The organism is Cupriavidus gilardii (assembly GCF_017598945.1).
Lineage (GTDB): Bacteria > Pseudomonadota > Gammaproteobacteria > Burkholderiales > Burkholderiaceae > Cupriavidus > Cupriavidus gilardii_E.
Genome location: NZ_JAGFTW010000016.1, coordinates 72596 through 88130 on the forward strand (window position 1 = coordinate 72596; position 15535 = coordinate 88130).

Annotated in this window: 11 protein-coding genes and 1 pseudogene; 6 read left to right on the forward strand and 6 right to left on the reverse strand. The window is 61.5% G+C overall.

Translation table 11 applies throughout. The annotated features are described in order from the left end of the window. From J5T34_RS07475 to J5T34_RS07490, 4 genes are all read right to left on the reverse strand, one after another. A complete protein-coding gene (locus tag J5T34_RS07475; RefSeq protein ID WP_082818925.1) occupies window positions 1-2685 on the reverse strand; it encodes a vitamin K epoxide reductase family protein in 2685 nt (894 codons plus the stop codon). Between the two features lie 21 nt (window positions 2686-2706). Next, complete coding sequence (locus J5T34_RS07480) at window positions 2707-3702, reverse strand: SDR family oxidoreductase (RefSeq protein ID WP_062799390.1); 996 nt, start codon at window positions 3700-3702, stop codon at window positions 2707-2709. Further along, on the reverse strand, window positions 3703-5517 hold the full coding sequence (locus J5T34_RS24110) for a glycoside hydrolase family 15 protein (RefSeq protein ID WP_053821782.1): 1815 nt from the start codon (window positions 5515-5517) through the stop codon (window positions 3703-3705). A 197-nt stretch (window positions 5518-5714) separates the two neighbouring features. Next, a complete protein-coding gene (locus tag J5T34_RS07490) occupies window positions 5715-6041 on the reverse strand; it encodes a four-helix bundle copper-binding protein (RefSeq protein ID WP_062799392.1) in 327 nt (108 codons plus the stop codon). A 265-nt stretch (window positions 6042-6306) separates the two neighbouring features. Between J5T34_RS07490 and J5T34_RS07495 the strand changes: the two genes are divergently transcribed. The 6 genes and pseudogenes from J5T34_RS07495 to J5T34_RS07520 all read left to right on the forward strand — a co-directional run bounded on the left by J5T34_RS07495 (window position 6307) and on the right by J5T34_RS07520 (window position 13331). Further along, a complete protein-coding gene (locus J5T34_RS07495) occupies window positions 6307-8244 on the forward strand; it encodes a copper resistance system multicopper oxidase (protein ID WP_053821781.1) in 1938 nt (645 codons plus the stop codon). Next, window positions 8241-9233: a copper resistance protein B gene (locus J5T34_RS07500; RefSeq protein ID WP_223819835.1), complete on the forward strand. Its 993-nt coding sequence runs from the start codon at window positions 8241-8243 to the stop codon at window positions 9231-9233. The genes J5T34_RS07495 and J5T34_RS07500 overlap by 4 nt, the downstream gene beginning before the upstream one ends. A 238-nt stretch (window positions 9234-9471) precedes the next feature. Continuing rightward, window positions 9472-9858 (forward strand): hypothetical protein, encoded by a 387-nt coding sequence (locus J5T34_RS07505; protein WP_116322066.1) that lies wholly within the window; start codon window positions 9472-9474, stop codon window positions 9856-9858. Between the two features lie 89 nt (window positions 9859-9947). Then, entirely contained in the window at window positions 9948-10232 is a 285-nt protein-coding gene (gene copK / locus J5T34_RS07510; RefSeq protein WP_053821780.1) for a periplasmic Cu(I)/Cu(II)-binding protein CopK, read from the forward strand. 918 nt (window positions 10233-11150) lie between these two features. Next, window positions 11151-12224, forward strand: coding sequence for a porin (locus J5T34_RS07515; RefSeq protein ID WP_053821779.1), 1074 nt, complete (start codon window positions 11151-11153; stop codon window positions 12222-12224). A 70-nt stretch (window positions 12225-12294) separates the two neighbouring features. After that, window positions 12295-13331, forward strand: a pseudogene (locus J5T34_RS07520) (IS630 family transposase). A 118-nt stretch (window positions 13332-13449) separates the two neighbouring features. Here the strand turns inward: J5T34_RS07520 and J5T34_RS07525 are convergent. Both J5T34_RS07525 and J5T34_RS07530 read right to left on the reverse strand, forming a co-directional pair. Then, entirely contained in the window at window positions 13450-14844 is a 1395-nt protein-coding gene (locus J5T34_RS07525; protein ID WP_151023058.1) for a heavy metal sensor histidine kinase, read from the reverse strand. Beyond that, the gene (locus J5T34_RS07530; RefSeq protein ID WP_053821777.1) at window positions 14841-15527 is read right to left on the reverse strand and encodes a heavy metal response regulator transcription factor; all 687 of its coding nucleotides are present in this window, start codon (window positions 15525-15527) and stop codon (window positions 14841-14843) included. Before J5T34_RS07530 ends, J5T34_RS07525 begins: the two co-directional genes overlap by 4 nt. Window positions 15528-15535: the final 8 nt, after the last annotated feature.

Consider the following 15535-nt stretch of genomic DNA (forward strand, 5'->3'; position numbering starts at 1 on the left):
CTAGATGATTGTTAGGCATGATGCATGAAGGCGAGGTCCGATAACAAAGGCACGCTGGCCGACGGTCAAACTGGCGGCGACTCCGCCGCCAGTTCGCCGCATTCCGCTACCGAATGAGCCGACCCAGCTACCATAGTGCTCCCGGCTGCGCCAGCCGCGCGGCAGGCTCAATCCGATCAACGCAAGCCCTGCGACGGCCCCAAATGCCGCCGCCGCGGAATTTCCGCCGCTGAGCACCCACGGTGCGATGACCAACCAAGCGCCAAAGCCGACATTGATCCAGCGCAGTAACCTTGCTACCTCTGCGAGCGCGGCCACAGCGACAACAATTACGAGCGCACCGATCAAATGATCGCTGTCCGCTAACGGCGGAATGGTGCCAAACAACAGGCGCGTGAACATCAGCGCGATGCCAACTCCGACACACGCAACCAGTGTCCAGGGCCATTGCACACCACGCAACGCCGACGCCATCGCGTCGGACAATGCGCTATCGAAACCGGGACGCCGGTCGCGCTGGCTTCCTGGCGAGGCGCCGCCCACGAAGAAGAGGCGAAGTACCGGCTCGCCGCGCCGATGCGCTTGTCCCAGAAACTGACCCATTGCAACCAGTTCATCCAACGTATAAGGGATCATCAGCGTCATTGCGCCCGCAGCGATCAGGCACAACGTGCACCAGGTCCCGATCACGATTGGCTGGATAATGATGAAATAGATGCTCACCACGCCAAGGGGCACGACGACGATCCCAAATGCCGCCACCATCCAAGGCATGGTGCGCCAACGCTGGCGCCCACCCATCGCGCCCATCAACACCTCCAGCAGATAACTGACCGCGCCAAGGCCACCGTCCGGAATCGGCCAGGACCGGGACACGGCGGAGGTAATAATGGTTTCCGTCCCGTTTTTTTGCGCGTCAGGAGAAAAGAACGGCTCCCAAACCGCCGCCGCATGGCCGAGTTGATACGCCGTGAGCTGGCGTGCGATCAGGAACCCGAACAGGGCCAGCCCGATAATGGGCAGCCGCTGCAAATAGGTGGACGGCGAGTACGTCCACCCGACCGGCAGATCGGACTGGTCCTTCATCGACGCCATGCTCATGCCTGGCATCATGGGTACGAGGATGGCAAAGGCGATGAGGAAGCCGCCGACGATCACATCGTTGTTGTAGACGGCCGGGGACGGCGCCCAGAACACCAGTGGCGCGAACAGCAACCAGAGCCCGACACAGGCGTTGCCCCACTGCGCCCATGAAAAGCGACGCGAAAGAGACAATGTGGCGAAGCCCATGATCAGGCTGCCGCTGGCCATGTCGCTCCAGCCCAGCCACGTCATGCGCAACGCAGGGGGCGCAAGACCGCGTTCTGCGGTCACTTGCATTACCAGCGTGCCAAACTCCCGAGTATCAAAGGCGCCCAAGACAAAAGGGCTTGTGAGTAACCAGGCACCAAGCAAGATGTTGAGATAATGCGCCCATAACAGGCTGTAATGGGCGTCGCGCATATGCTGCGCGTGCTCGTGCTCGTGCTCGTGCTCGTGCTCGTGCTTAGCGGCGGAGCCGCTGATTTCCGGCGCGCCCTTGACGGTCACGCTGCCGTGTCGCACCACGGGGTGATGGTCGGCGATGATGGCCGTGTTTAGCCGGTTAGCGCGATACCAACTGACCGGGTCCTGCTTCAGCGCCGCGATGATGCGAGGCATCGTTTCTAGAATTCGGCGCTCAGGCCGCCAATTTAGCCTCTCGCGCGCGCTGGCGCTGTCCACTTCATAATGATCGCTTGCCAGGCATCGCAGTTCCGGGTCAGAGGCGTCACCGACATTTCGCGCATGCTGGCAGCGTGAGTAAAGGCGCGCCCCGACGCCGGCCTGCGGCCGCATCGCTTCGCCCGGGCCATCCAGTGCGTGCAAAATTGCTGCCCGCAGTTGCCTTGGTGTCACTGCCTCCTCCTCGGCAAGCACTAACGACAACTTGCAAGGCAACTGGCCGCGCGCTGCGACAGCGTGCGCGACCGCCGCTGCCGCGTCATCGACGTGCAGGAACACATGGGCGGTGTCCGGATGTGCGTCGGCCCGGGCGACAAGGCTGGACTCGTAGCTTGCCGCGATCTGCTGCACCAGGAAAGCGTTATGACCGAGATCGTCGTAGAGCGGCGCGAGCCGCAGCATCAACCGCGGTACGGCGCCGAGTTCGTGCTGGAGCAGGTGCTCCGCCCTGATCATCATCGCCCGCAATGGCGATTTGGGATCGATGGGCGAGGCTTCATTGATCGGATTGCCGGGTTGCGACGGGGCATGGACTAGCAAGGTGCCGGCCAGCACGAATTGACCCACCGCGCACCGCAGCAATTCAACAATGATGCGTTGCAGGTTGCCGACAAGGTCGAGTTCCGCCGCGATCCGCTGCACGCTGCCGTCCGCATTGGGCGCGTCTTCCATCTCGCTGACCACATAGACGACCGACGTTATAAGCTCGCCGTGACCGGCTATCACCGCATCGAATGCCTGCGCCATATCTTTTTCACGTGTCGCGTCGATGCGAAGCGCTAGCGCACTGGGGAACGCTGCGGCAAGGTCTTCGCCATCGAGCGCGACCACACGGTATTGCTGCAACAGGCGCGCCACTACGGCGCGGCCGAGCAGCGATCCTGCCCCCACTACCAAAATCGTGTCCGTGCTATGTGCCAACGCCGACTCCTTGCCGGGGTGTTATCTGACTATCATGAAGAGACCGAGCAGGCCAGCCACGGCGGCCACACCGATCGCTGCGGACACTTGCCAGCGATGCACGCAGATCCACCACTGCGCACTGGTTGACTTCGCTTGATTGTCAAAGCGGCCATGTGCTGCAAACAAGCCCACGACCGGTACAAACAGGTTATCGGGCCGATCGGGGTGGGCGGGTTCCTGGGTCTGCTGTGCCTCATAGGCCTGTCTGGCCGCCACACGATCACCCAGGCCTGGGAAAAATCGACTGGACAGAATGGTTTTGGCGGCTGGCCAGCCCACCCATACCTCGCGAGGGCCGTGCGTGGCTGCCCAGACAATGGCCTCGCCGGCGATTTCCGGCTGGAATATTGGCGGCACTGGTTGGGCACGGCGTGGCAACTTGCTGCGGCACCAATCGAATTGCGGCGTATTGAACGCCGATAAATGCACCATCGTCAGTCTCACCGACGAATGATCGTGAACGAGTTCCGAACGCAGGGAATCGGTAAAGCCACGGATCGCCGCCTTCGCCCCACAGTATGCTGACTGTAGCGGGATGGACCGATAGGCCAGCGCCGAGCCGGTCTGCACAATACAGCCATGATTGCGCGCCGACATGCGTTTCAGCGCGGCCAACGTGCCATGCACCGCGCCCAGATAGACCACTTCCGTGACGCGGCGATACTCGGCCGCCGTTGTTTCGGCGACCGGCGCAAACACGGTCGTCGAGACATTGTTCACCCAAATCGTGATCAGTCCCAGTTCGAGCTCAATGCGCGACGCTGCTGCCTCCACCTGCTGGGCATCGGCGACATCGACGGGGATGCCCAGCGCCAGGATCCCCAGGTCGCGCAATTCGCTACAGACCCGGGCCAGGCGATCCGGCTCTCTTGCCAGGATTGCGATCCAGTCCCCGCGCTGCGCAAAGGCCCGCACGGCAGCGAGCCCCACGCCTGCGGTGCCACCGGTGACGACAACAACGTTGGGCGGATGCATTCAGGCCTCCCCGCGTTGCTGCGCTTGCTGAATGTCCAGCGCAGCCTGGATCAGTGCCAGATGGGTATAGCCTTGCGGATAGTTGCCCAGCAGCGCCTTGCTATCCGGGTCGATCTCTTCCGCGAATAAGCCGAGATCGCTGGCAAACGAGCAGATGTGCCGAAAGAGTTTGATCGCCTCCTTGGCCCGGCCTTGTCGGGCCAGGACTTGTACCAGCCAGAAGCTGCAGATGGCGAGGGTCGCCTCTTCTCCTGGCACGCCATCGTGGATGCGGTACCGATAGACCAGCGAATCCTTGGTGAGATCCCGCTGAATGCGGGCCACGGTTGCTTTCACGCGCGCGTCAGTTGGGGGGAGAAAGCCGGTCAGCGGGATCAGTAGCGCGCTCGCATCCAAAGCTGGCGATCCGAAACTTTGCGTGAACGCGCCAGTCCCGTGGTGAAACCCCTGCCCCTCGATGACGCGACGCAGCGCGTCCCGTTCGAGCTTCCAGACAGCAACGTTTCCGTCGAGTTGCCCAGCCTGTGCCAGCGCAATGGCACGGTCCAACGCGACCCAGCACATCAGCTTGGATGATACGAAATGCTGGGGCACCCCGCGCGTTTCCCAGAATCCTTGGTCCGGCTCACGCCAGCGCGCCGCGGCGGCGTCGGCTAGCCGGGCGAGCACGCGCCGCATTGGGGCGGACAGTGTCATTGGCATGCCCTGTTGGCACACCCAGGCCGCGTCGAGGACATGCCCATAGACATCCAGTTGCACCTGTTCCGCCGCCGCATTGCCGATACGCACCGGACGGGACGCACGGTACCCGTCAAGATGGCGAAGCTCCTGCTCAGGCAGGTTCGGGCTGCCATCGATCCGGTACATGATCTGCAGTCGTTTGAGATCGCAAAATCGCTCGATCCAACGAAAGAAGTCCATTGCGGCCTCGTGATGGCCCAGCGCCATCAACGCGCGCAGCACCATGGCCGAGTCGCGCAGCCAACAAAACCGATAGTCCCAATTGCGGCTGCTACCGATCCACTCCGGCAGCGAGGTGGTTGGCGCCGCCACCAGTGCTCCGGTCGGGCCAAACGTCAGCAACTTGAGAACACAGGCGCTGGTGCGCACTTCTCGTTCGAAGGGACCGCGATAGGTGCATTGCTGCTGCCACTCGCCCCAATGTCGTAGGGTCTCATCAAGGACCGCCTGGGGGTCGTGCACAGGCCGGTCCGGCCCGTCTTGTTGGAAGGACGCAATCGCCCACAGCGGCGCGCCGGGCCGCACGATGGCCACGCCTTTGGCGCGGTGCGCTTCGGTCGCCAGCGGCAGCGGCGGCGAACATACCAGGCTGAGACGTTGGTGTTCGCATACAGCGGTCACGCCATGCGAACCGACTTCCCATTGGTGGGGCTTGCGCGCATAGTCAAAGCTCGGACTGAACACTAGTTCCACCCTCACCTCGCCAACGGTCGCCTCAATGCGCCGCAACAGCCGATGGCACTCGGGTGAGTCATGGTCCAGCCGACTGCGTGCGAGACGCTCGCTATGCATGAAGTCGGTCAGGCGAAGGATCCCGCCGCTGGCTTCAAACATGGTTTCCAGTACGCCCCCTGGGACCCGGTAATAGCGCGAACTGATCGCACGACCCGTCGGCCGGATTTGAAAGTAGCCTCCTCGGTTAGCATCGAGCAATCTGCAAAATACGGCGCCGGCGTCAAAGTGCGGCATACAGCACCAGTCGATGGATCCCGACGTGCTCACCAACGCCACGCTATGCGTGTTGCCAATGACGGCATAGTCGGCAATGGGCGGATACCTGGGGTTGGTGAACACTCCGTCTCCTTGACCCTCGCCACGCTGGCAACACGCGTTGCCGAGGTCGGGATCCTGGCTTACATCTGGCGCTAGCGCGGGAAAGAACTACAACGCGCTATGCCTGCCGTTACACGGCTCAAGTTCGCGGCGTGCCATGGCTTCACCACCCGAGCCGCGCGTTGCCGTCCAAGATCGAGTCGTTGGGCTACCTGGATCTACGCCATGGCGCGACAGACCTGCGCGCACTCCTGACAGGCACGTGCGCACTCTTGGCAATGCTGCGCTTCGTGCTTGGCGCACTCCGTCCCACACTCTTCACAGACCTTCGCGCACAGCGCGCATATCGCGCGCGCGTACTGGCTGTCGCGCGCCATCATCGCCGCGGCATAGGCACATGTTTCGGCACAGTCCAGGTCGAGTGCGATGCAGCGTTTCATGGCCTCAACCTCTGGCTCACGCAGACAAGACGCAGCACAGTGATGACAGGCGACTGTGCAGGCGTGACAGGCTTCAATACAAGATAGATAGTTTTCATGTGGCATGGCAAAGCTCCTAAAGAAATTCGACCAGCGTTGCGAGACGCCGCCAAATTGAGAGCAATTCGCGCGCCACAGGAAGCAGACGACAGCATGGGAGCGACTGCCTTACAGGAGCATTACGCGACGATGACGAAACCGGTGACAGCACATGTTTTGGCCAGGCTGATGACGCTAAAGGAGCTTTTGCTTCGACGTGGCGCGCACTATGCTAAGTGGACGTTTCACCATTGCGCGAGGAGACAACGTGTTCGAACGCCCTAGCGATGCCATGCTTCGCCCCGTCTCACTGAGCCGCCGCCGACTGCTGGGAAGTCTGATCGCCGGAGGCGGCTTGGCGAGCCTGGGCGCGTATCCACGCGCCGTTTGGGCCTTGAAGAGCCAAGGCTATCCGGTCGTGCTGACAGGGACCACGTTTGACCTGGCCATTGGCGCGACGCCCATGTCGTTTACCGGCCGTATCCGGCCTACCACCAGTGTGAACGGCTCCATCCCCGCGCCGATTCTGCATTGGAAGCAAGGCACCGAGGTCACGCTGCGCGTGACCAACTTGCTCGATACCCAAACATCGATTCACTGGCACGGCATCTTGCTGCCGTTTCAGATGGACGGCGTGCCCGGTATCTCCTTTCCCGGCATCGGGCCGGGCGAGACGTTCGTGTATCGCTTTCAAGTGCGGCAAGCCGGCACCTATTGGTACCACGCGCATACCCGTTTTCAGGAGCAGACCGGCTTGTACGGACCGCTGGTCATCGAGCCAATGCATCCAGACCCGATCAAGGTCGATCGCGACTATGTCGTGATGCTCAGCGAATGGACGGATGAAAACCCGGAAATGGTGTTCGCGAAGCTCAAGAAGATGAGCGACGTCTATAACTTTCAGATGCCGACGGTGGGCGACTTTGCCCGAGATGTGTCCGAAATGGGGCTGTCCGAGGCCTTGGCTAAGCGCGCGATGTGGAACCAGATGCGAATGAATCCGACCGATTTGGCCGATGTTTCGGGAGCCACTTTTACCTACCTGATCAACGGCACGCCCGCAGATAAAAATTGGACAGCGATCGCTAAAGCCGGGGAGCGCGTGCGGTTGCGCTTTATCAACGGCTCGGCGACCAGCAACTTTGACGTCCGAATTCCCGGCGTGAAGATGACGGTGGTATCGGCTGATGGGCAGGATGTCGAACCGGTACCGGTGGATGAAATCCGCATTGCCGTCGCCGAGACTTACGACGTAGTGGTGCAGATGCCGGACGATAAGGCGCACACCATCTTTGCTCAGTCGATCGATCGCAGCGGCTACGCCAGGGCGACACTTGCACCGGAAGTCGGGATGGAAGCCGACGTGCCCAAGCTCGATCCGAAGACCTGGCTCACCATGGCCGATATGGGCATGGGCGACATGGCGGACATGGATATGGGCAGCATGGAAATGGGGGCCATGAAGATGGATCAGAAACCATCCATGGCCATGGATCGCATGGGGATGGAGTCCATGGGTGGCGCACCCACGATGCAACCAATGACGCCGGAGGCGGGCATGGGCGCCATGGGGGGCATGGGGGGGCATGACATGTCGACCATGTCCGGGCCAGCGAAGGACGCCCATGCCGGAATGGCCGGCATGGACCACGGCAAGTCCGACGCGAAGCCGGGGATGCAGAAAACCGGTGGCGAGATGGGGCATGACATGGGCAAGATGGGCAATATGCCTGGCATGGGGCCACAGGTCGACATGCGCTCGATGAACCCTTCCCGCTCGCTGTCGGATCCGGGGCCAAGACTGCGCAACAACGGCAGGCGAGTGTTGACCTACGCGGACCTTAAAACGCTCGGCCCGGTGATCGACAAGCGCCCGCCCAGCCGGGAGTTGGAACTGCACTTGACCGGCAATATGCGCCGTTTCATCTGGGGCCTCGACGGCAAGAAGTTTTCCCAAGCCGAACCGATCCGGCTCTACTACGGGGAGCGCCTGCGCATCACGCTGATCAACGACACCATGATGAACCACCCGATGCACCTGCACGGGATGTTCAGCGAGCTGGAAAATCACGAAGGCCAGGCGCTGGTCAGAAAGCACACGATCAACGTCCAGCCGTCCAAACAAGTCAGCTTCCTGGTGACGGCCGATGCGCCGGGACAATGGGCCTTTCATTGTCACTTGCTTTACCACATGGAAGCCGGCATGTTCCGCAAGGTCGTGGTCGCATGAGCGGGTTGAACCTCGCCAACGCCAGGGAGATTGACGTGCCCAACCACCGTCTCATCCTTCTCGCAAGCCTGGCTCTCTTGGCCAGCGTGCAGTGCCACAGCGTGGCGGCGCAGACGATGGCGCCGATGCCAAGTATGACACACGATACGCCGATGCCAGGCATGGCGCACGATGCCCCGATGCCACCAAAGACCGCAGCTCCAGCCGGGAAGCCAGCGCCAAGCCATCCCGCAGTCAGTCCGACAGAATCTGCCTCAGTGCCCGGCGGCGCGAATGCGATCATCCAGGTGAATGAGGCCCCGGTGCCGATGGCAGATCCGAACCGAGGCATTCCCATGCCTGGGGATACGATGGCCGATAACGATATCTACTATCAGGTGCTATTCGATCGCCTCGAGTACGTCAAGGCACCCGGCGGCTCTGGACTGGCCTGGGACATGCTCGCCTGGGTAGGACGGGATCTGAACCGGTTATGGGTCAAGTCGGAAGGCACGCGTCTGTATGGCAACACAGAGGATGCCAGAGCTGAGGCACTGTGGGGACACGCCTTTGCGCCGTTCTGGGATTGGCAACTGGGCGTGCGCCAGGATTTCGGCAATGGGCCGCCGCGGACCTGGGGCGCCTTTGGCGTGCAAGGCCTGGCGCCTTATTGGTTTGATATCGAAGCCACGGCTTATCTGGGGTCGTCGGGACGCGCTGCCGCCCGAGTGCGGGCTACCTACGATATTCGCTTCACCCAACGTCTGCTGTTGACGCCGGAGTTCGAGGCGAACGCCTATAGCAAGGCAGATGAGGCGCGAGGCATTGGCAGCGGCGTGTCCGAGTTCAAGCTTGGCTTGCGACTGCGATACGAGATCCGTCGCCAGTTCGCCCCCTACCTAGGCGTGGTGTGGGGCAAGAAGCTGGGCAATACCGCGGATTTTGCGCGTGCTGCCGGAGAGCGGACCACCGACAAGCAAATCGTTGCCGGCGTGCGAATCTGGTTCTGAACCCATTTGAGACGCCGGCCAGGTTCAAGCCCGCTGCTGGTTAACCGCCAACTTACTGTGCGATTACATTTCGTATCACGCCTGCGAAGGCCGCGCGCGGGAAAATAGAATGGTCATTATGACGCACGTGCAAGCAGCCATAGGGGGGCCCCGTTTGATGGGGCATTAGTCTGCGTCCTCTCCGCGTGCCATGCTGGCGCGCGTGGCACACGTCGCCGGCCAACTCAGGAAAGGACCCATGAAAGTCGGAAAGCTGCTGGTCCTGCTCGGTGGCGCGGCAATGGGCATCGCGCCCGGTGCGATTGGCGCCATTCAAATCGGCTGGGAGCCCAGGCAAGAGCTCAGCAGTAACTGGTGGCTGCAGTGCGGTGGCGTGCCGGCTCCTGCCGCGCCCGCGATGTGGCCTGCCGTGGACCATGAATGGGAAAGCAGGTCGCTGGACTGTACAGCGCAGCGGGACAAGGAAACCCCGCAGTATGCGCTTGCCGTGAACCCCCGGCACCGCTTATTCAAGCACGGCAACGGCGCCGCGGCGCCATCGAATACTGCCAAATCTAAGCCGTCGCGAGAGGCGAAGCGACAAAACCGTGACTGCGGCCAGCCCCGACCGGCGCCACCGCAATAGTCTAGACGTTCCCCCTTTTTCGGTACGCGCTTTCCGCGTGTGCCAACGCAGTCTCAACCTGTGCCACCGAGCCAAAGGAGATCTCGAAGATGAAAAGCAAACTTGTCGTTGCAAGCCTGATTGCCGCGGTATCGCTTACTGCCGCCGCGACCGATTTGAGCACGGTCGTGAAAACCTATGAGCTCAAAGACGGATCAAAAGTCCACGTTTTCAAAGACGGCAAGATGGGCATGGAGAACAAGTACGGCAAGTCCGTCAGCATGCCAGAAGGCAAGGTCATGGAGACCAAAGACGGTAGCAAGATCCTGATGAAGGGCAATGAGGTGTTCCGTCTGGACGACGCCCTCATCAAAGGTCACCGCGAAGGCGGCTAAGCGGGCGACCTGACACGGGCTCTGAGCAAGCGGGCGCCGTGCAGTGCCCTTGCTCGGAGCCCGTCCGGGCCGCTTGCCATGCTCAGCGTCACCCACGCGGCCCGAGCGATGAGCGAGCGCTGCATTATTTCTCAGCGTACACGGACACGCTAAGCGACCGAGAGGCCTGCAGTGTCAGGGCATGGCGACCATGAGCAGGGATGCGCAGCGATACCGGGCGCGTTCCGGGCATCGCGTGTCCGGCGTCATCCTGGGAAATCACTACGGTGACCTCGGCTGGCTCGTTGCGGGGATTGTCCAAAACCAGCACACACCCCTCCCCCGCACCAAGTGTTCGGCGCCAGGTCGCGTTGACCCGCGCCCCGACGTCGATCAGCCACTCCGTAGGGCGCGGCTCGGCCAGGCCACCGGGCACGAAAGCGGCAGGACCCCGATCAAGATCCAAAATGGGGGCGTGCGCCAACGCAGAAGCGCTAAGACTAACAAGCAACGCCGATAAGCCGGTTCGGATCAGATTCAATCGAAGTCTCCCTAAAAAAGAACTGGACGCAGGCTGTCTTCGTGGGATCTGACGGCCAGCATCATGACGCGGCATGCCACCTGGCACCTGGAAAGAACGGGGCGCTCCTGTTGACCCAAGGCGGCAACGCGATTGATTCTAGGGCGGCCGGTCTGTCACAGAGATTACGAGAACATGACAAGACATCATCCCGCCATCGCGCACTCTCCTGTCGTCTACTTCCCATTAGCCCAGCGCGAGCGCATGCCTGCTAACTCCGTGGGAATGGGCGACCGCTGCGCGCTGCACAAGTTGCATCCGCCCCAACAATGTAACCGGCTTGCAATGTCGCAGTAAGCTTGGTCTCACTAGACTTCAGTGCCTATCGAATACCAATAACGTGGCGAACTGGAGACGCTATGAAAAGAAGAAAGATGACCGCCGCTGGCATGCTGCTGGGGTCGCTGTCATTGGGGGCTTATGCGCAGACGAGTGTCACGCTATACGGCGTCGCCGATGTCGGCATCGAATATTTATCGAATGTGCCATCGTCGAGCGGCGGCACCAACCAGGTGCGCATGTCGGCCGGCAATATGTCGACCTCGCGTTGGGGCTTGCGGGGTACGGAAGATCTCGGCGGTGGCCTCAAAGCGGTGTTCGAACTGGAGAGCGGCTTCGCCCTTGATACCGCGCAGTCGAGTAGCGCCGGCCGGTTATTTGACCGGGGCGCACTGGTCGGGCTGTCCAGCCCATATGGTCAGCTGACCCTTGGTCGCCAGACCACGGTGCTATACGACACCGCCATTCAGTTTGATCCGATGGGTTTCGCGCCGCGATACTCGCTTTTCAAGAGCGACGATACCATTGCCGGTCGCGCGGACAATTCCGTCAAGTACAAGGGCACGTTTGGCGGCGTGACCGCCATGGCACTGTACAGCTTCGGCCGCACTGGCGGCGGCGAAGTCCCCGGCGAGCTGAAGGTGGACCGGGAGATGAGTGCGGGTCTGGTGTATTCGACTGGACCGCTTTCCCTGGGCGCCCTGTACGACGAGTACCAGGGGTCAACCGTTGCATCGCAGGGGCAAAAGGACCGGCGCGCGTTAGTGGGGATCAGCTATGGGATCGGACCAGCAAAGCTGTATGCCGGATATCGTTGGCTCAACGGAAATATCTCGAGCGCGGTAAGCGCAATGCGCTCCAACTTGTATTGGGCAGGCCTGCGTTATCAGCTGACCTCGGCGCTGTCGCTCACCGGCGCAGCGTACTATACCGATGTGCGGGGTTCCGGCGCCGATCCGCTGATGTTCGTGGCCTCGACCGATTACGCGTTTTCCAAACGCACCGACATGTACTTCAATGTCGGCTATGTCCGTAACAAAGGTGGCTCACAGTTGGGCTTGAACGGCTTTAACGCCAGCAGTGGCGCGCCGGTCAATGTCGTGCCGGGCGACAACCAGACCGGTGTCGTGCTGGGTCTACGCCATAAGTTTTAAGCAAAGCCGCCTGAATACCTGTTGATCCGGCACACAAATAGGGGACGTTCTCGAGAGGGTTAGTCAGATGATGCATGACAAAATCGACTCGAGGACGCTGTCGGTCGACGCGTTGAACGAGCGGCGACGGCGAGCGGTGAGAATGCGGCTTCAAGGCGTGAGCGTGAACGAGGCGGCGGCGCAGTGCGAGCTGACGCGCGCGACGGTGAGTGCGGCATTCAAGGCGTATGAAGCGGGCGGCTGGAAGGCGGTGGACACTACGCGGCCGGGACGACCCCGCGGCATTGGACGCACGCTGACGGCCGAGCAGGAGAGTGAAGTGCTGCGCCTGATTCGCGACCGTACGCCCGATCAGATGAAGATGGGGTACCCGCTGTGGCAGCGCCAGGCGGTGGCAAAACTGATCCGCGATCGCTACGGCATCGAACTCGCTGCACGCACCCTAGGTCTTTACCACGAACGCTGGGGCTTCACGCCGCAGAGGCCGATCCAGAAGGCCTACGAGCCGCCAGCGGCAGTGAAGAAGTGGCTCGATGAGGAGTATCCGGTCATTTTAGCGAGCGCCAAGGCAGAAGGCGCCGAGATCCATTGGGGCGATGAGACCGGCTTGCGCAGCAACGACGTACGCATGCGCGGCCATGCTGCGCAAGGCCAGGCGGCGGTGGTACGGGCGAACAACGAGTGCCATGGCTTGTCGGTCATCTCCAGCGTTACCAACCAGGGAACGATGCGCTGGAAGATATTCGACGGCGCGCTCAATTCCGACATCCTGATCAAGTTCGTGAAACGGCTGGTCAAGGGTATTAAGCGCAAGGTCTACCTGATCCTGGACAATCTGCGCGTGCATCACAGCAAGCCCGTAAAGGCGTGGTTGGCCGAGCACAAGCACGAAATCGAAGTCTTCTACCGGCCAAGCTACAGACCCGAACTCAACCCCGGACGAGAGGGCCTTCGCCGACCTCAAGCCGGCCGTCACAACGCTGGCGCCGGCGCGCACCAAGCTGCAACTGGTCAAGGCGACGTCCATGTACCTGTGAAGGTGTCAACGACAGCCCGAGCGGACCAAAAGCGAGTTTCGAGCCCAAACCGCTTCGTGATGCCGCATGAGATTCTAGATACAATGCCGGATCAATAGGTTGAACGGTCCTTTTACCGAAGGACCACTAGCCACGGCGCCGCAACGCCGTGGCTATTTTTATGCGGCGACGCGCTGGAGGCCAACCGTCTAGCTCCGGGCGGCGTTTCGCTGGCGGGGAAACGTCAAAATGAAGCGCGTAGTGCCTTCCGACGATTCCGCCGAAATCTGGCCCCCGTGCGCAAACATGATGGCTTGCGTGATGGAGAGACCCAGTCCCACGCTTTCGGACTCCGCACGGGTCCTTGATTTGTCGGCACGGAAAAAGCGGTCGAATAGCGATGGCAGCAACTCGGGACTGATTTCCTCGCCCTCATTCTCGACTACGATCGACGTGCTGCCGCCCTGCTCGCGCGTCTCGACCCGGATCTCTTTGCCGGACGGCGTATAGCGTAGAGCGTTCGAGAGCAGATTGCTGAGCGCTCGGCGTAACATCAGACGGTCGCCGGTAATTTTCGCCTGCCCATCAAGCCGTAGATTGACGCCCTTGTCCTCTGCCAGCGCGTCGTAGAATTCGAACAGCGCCTGTACTTCATCAGCCACGTTGATCGCTTCCTCATTCGGCAGTGTGATGCCGTGCTCCATCTTGGCCAAGTACAGCATATCGGACACCATGCGCCCAAGCCGCTGCAATTCCTCGGCATTCGAGGCCAGGACCTCTCGATATTTGGCGGCATCTCGCGGCTGCGATAGCACGACATGCGTCTGCGTCATCAGGTTGGTGATGGGCGTGCGCAGCTCATGCGCCAAATCGGAGGAGAATTCCGAGAGCCGCCGAAAATCATCCTGCAGTCGCTCCAGCATCGCGTTTAACGTGATCGCCAGATCTGCCATCTCGACCGGCACGGCTTCGACCGGCATGCGCGCATCCAGTTTGTTCGCGGTGACGCCCTTGGCGCGTGAGACCATCATGCGCAGGGGTGCGAGCCCGCGTCGCGCCGCCCACCAACCAAAGAGACCGCTGGCGAGCACCGCCAATGTGGTATAGAAGGCCAGCGAACGACGAAATGCATGCATGAAGTGCGCGTGGATTTCCGTGTCCATGCCGACCACGACGCGCAAAGGTGCAATGCGCGGGTCAGCCGCACCAACCTGCGCGCGCATGCCGCGATACTCCTGCTCGCCTTGCTGCCAGACGAAGGTATTGTCACGCGCCAATTCGCGCGGAATCGCCTCGAAAGCAATCGCAAAATCGAAGTCCTTGGTCGCATACAGCTTGTGGCCTTGTGCGGTCTGCACCTGCGCGACGAAGCCAGGATGGTGATCGACCATTTCCCGAAGCCGCTGGGGCAAGCGCTCGGCCGGCGTTTCCTGCGCGATCTTTTCGATCAGGCGAATATTGTCGCCGAGCACCACATAATCCTCGGTGGCGAAGTGGCGGTCCATCGCCAGCCAGATGAGAACGCCCAAGCCCAGCAGCACCACGGCAGAGCAGAGCGAAAACAGGATGGTCAGACGCATCGTCAGGGACAGGCGATGCGTCATGCCTGCTCCTCCGGCGCTTCCAGCACGTAGCCCATGCCGCGCACGGTCTGAATCAGCTTAATATCAAAGTCATCGTCGATCTTCGCCCGCAAGCGGCGAATGGCCACATCGATCACGTTGCTATCGCTGTCAAAGTTCATGTCCCAGACCTGGGAGGCAATCAACGAGCGTGGCAGCACCTCGCCGCGCCGGCGAGCGAGCAACTCCAGCAGCGCAAACTCCTTGCTGGTCAGCGTGATGCGGCGCCCGGCCCGCGACGCCCGGCGCCTGCCCAAATCCAGCACCAGATCGCCCACCTGAATGCGGTCCATCGCTAGCTGTACAGTACCGCGCCGCAATAGCGTACGTACGCGCGCCAGTAGTTCCGAGAACGCGAATGGCTTGACCAGATAGTCGTCAGCGCCCAACTCCAACCCCCTGACCCGATCGGCCACGCTGTCGCGGGCGGTCAGAAATAACACCGGAACCGGGTTGTCCGCGGCGCGGATCGTCTGCAAAATACGCCAGCCATCGAGATCGGGTAGCATGACGTCGAGGATAATCAGGTCGTACGCTTCGTTAAGCGCCAAGTGCTGTCCGTCCAGCCCGTTGGCGACCAAGTCGACCACGAATCCTGCCTCGGTCAGCCCCTGGCGCAGGTACTCGCCGGTCTTGGATTCATCTTCTACCACCAGCAGCTTCATCTTCGTGC

Bases quoted from the DNA above. Each gene is read 5' to 3' on its own strand.
- J5T34_RS07480 (WP_062799390.1), bottom strand. From the start codon at position 3,702: ATGCATCCGCCCAACGTTGTTGTCGTCACCGGTGGCACCGCAGGCGTG.
- J5T34_RS07515 (WP_053821779.1), top strand. From the start codon at position 11,151: ATGAAAAGAAGAAAGATGACCGCCGCTGGCATGCTGCTGGGGTCGCTG.
- J5T34_RS07530 (WP_053821777.1), bottom strand. From the start codon at position 15,527: ATGAAGCTGCTGGTGGTAGAAGATGAATCCAAGACCGGCGAGTACCTG.
- J5T34_RS07525 (WP_151023058.1), bottom strand. From the start codon at position 14,844: ATGACGCATCGCCTGTCCCTGACGATGCGTCTGACCATCCTGTTTTCG.
- J5T34_RS07505 (WP_116322066.1), top strand. From the start codon at position 9,472: ATGAAAGTCGGAAAGCTGCTGGTCCTGCTCGGTGGCGCGGCAATGGGC.
- J5T34_RS07490 (WP_062799392.1), bottom strand. From the start codon at position 6,041: ATGCCACATGAAAACTATCTATCTTGTATTGAAGCCTGTCACGCCTGC.
- copK (WP_053821780.1), top strand. From the start codon at position 9,948: ATGAAAAGCAAACTTGTCGTTGCAAGCCTGATTGCCGCGGTATCGCTT.
- J5T34_RS07500 (WP_223819835.1), top strand. From the start codon at position 8,241: ATGAGCGGGTTGAACCTCGCCAACGCCAGGGAGATTGACGTGCCCAAC.
- J5T34_RS07495 (WP_053821781.1), top strand. From the start codon at position 6,307: ATGCTTCGCCCCGTCTCACTGAGCCGCCGCCGACTGCTGGGAAGTCTG.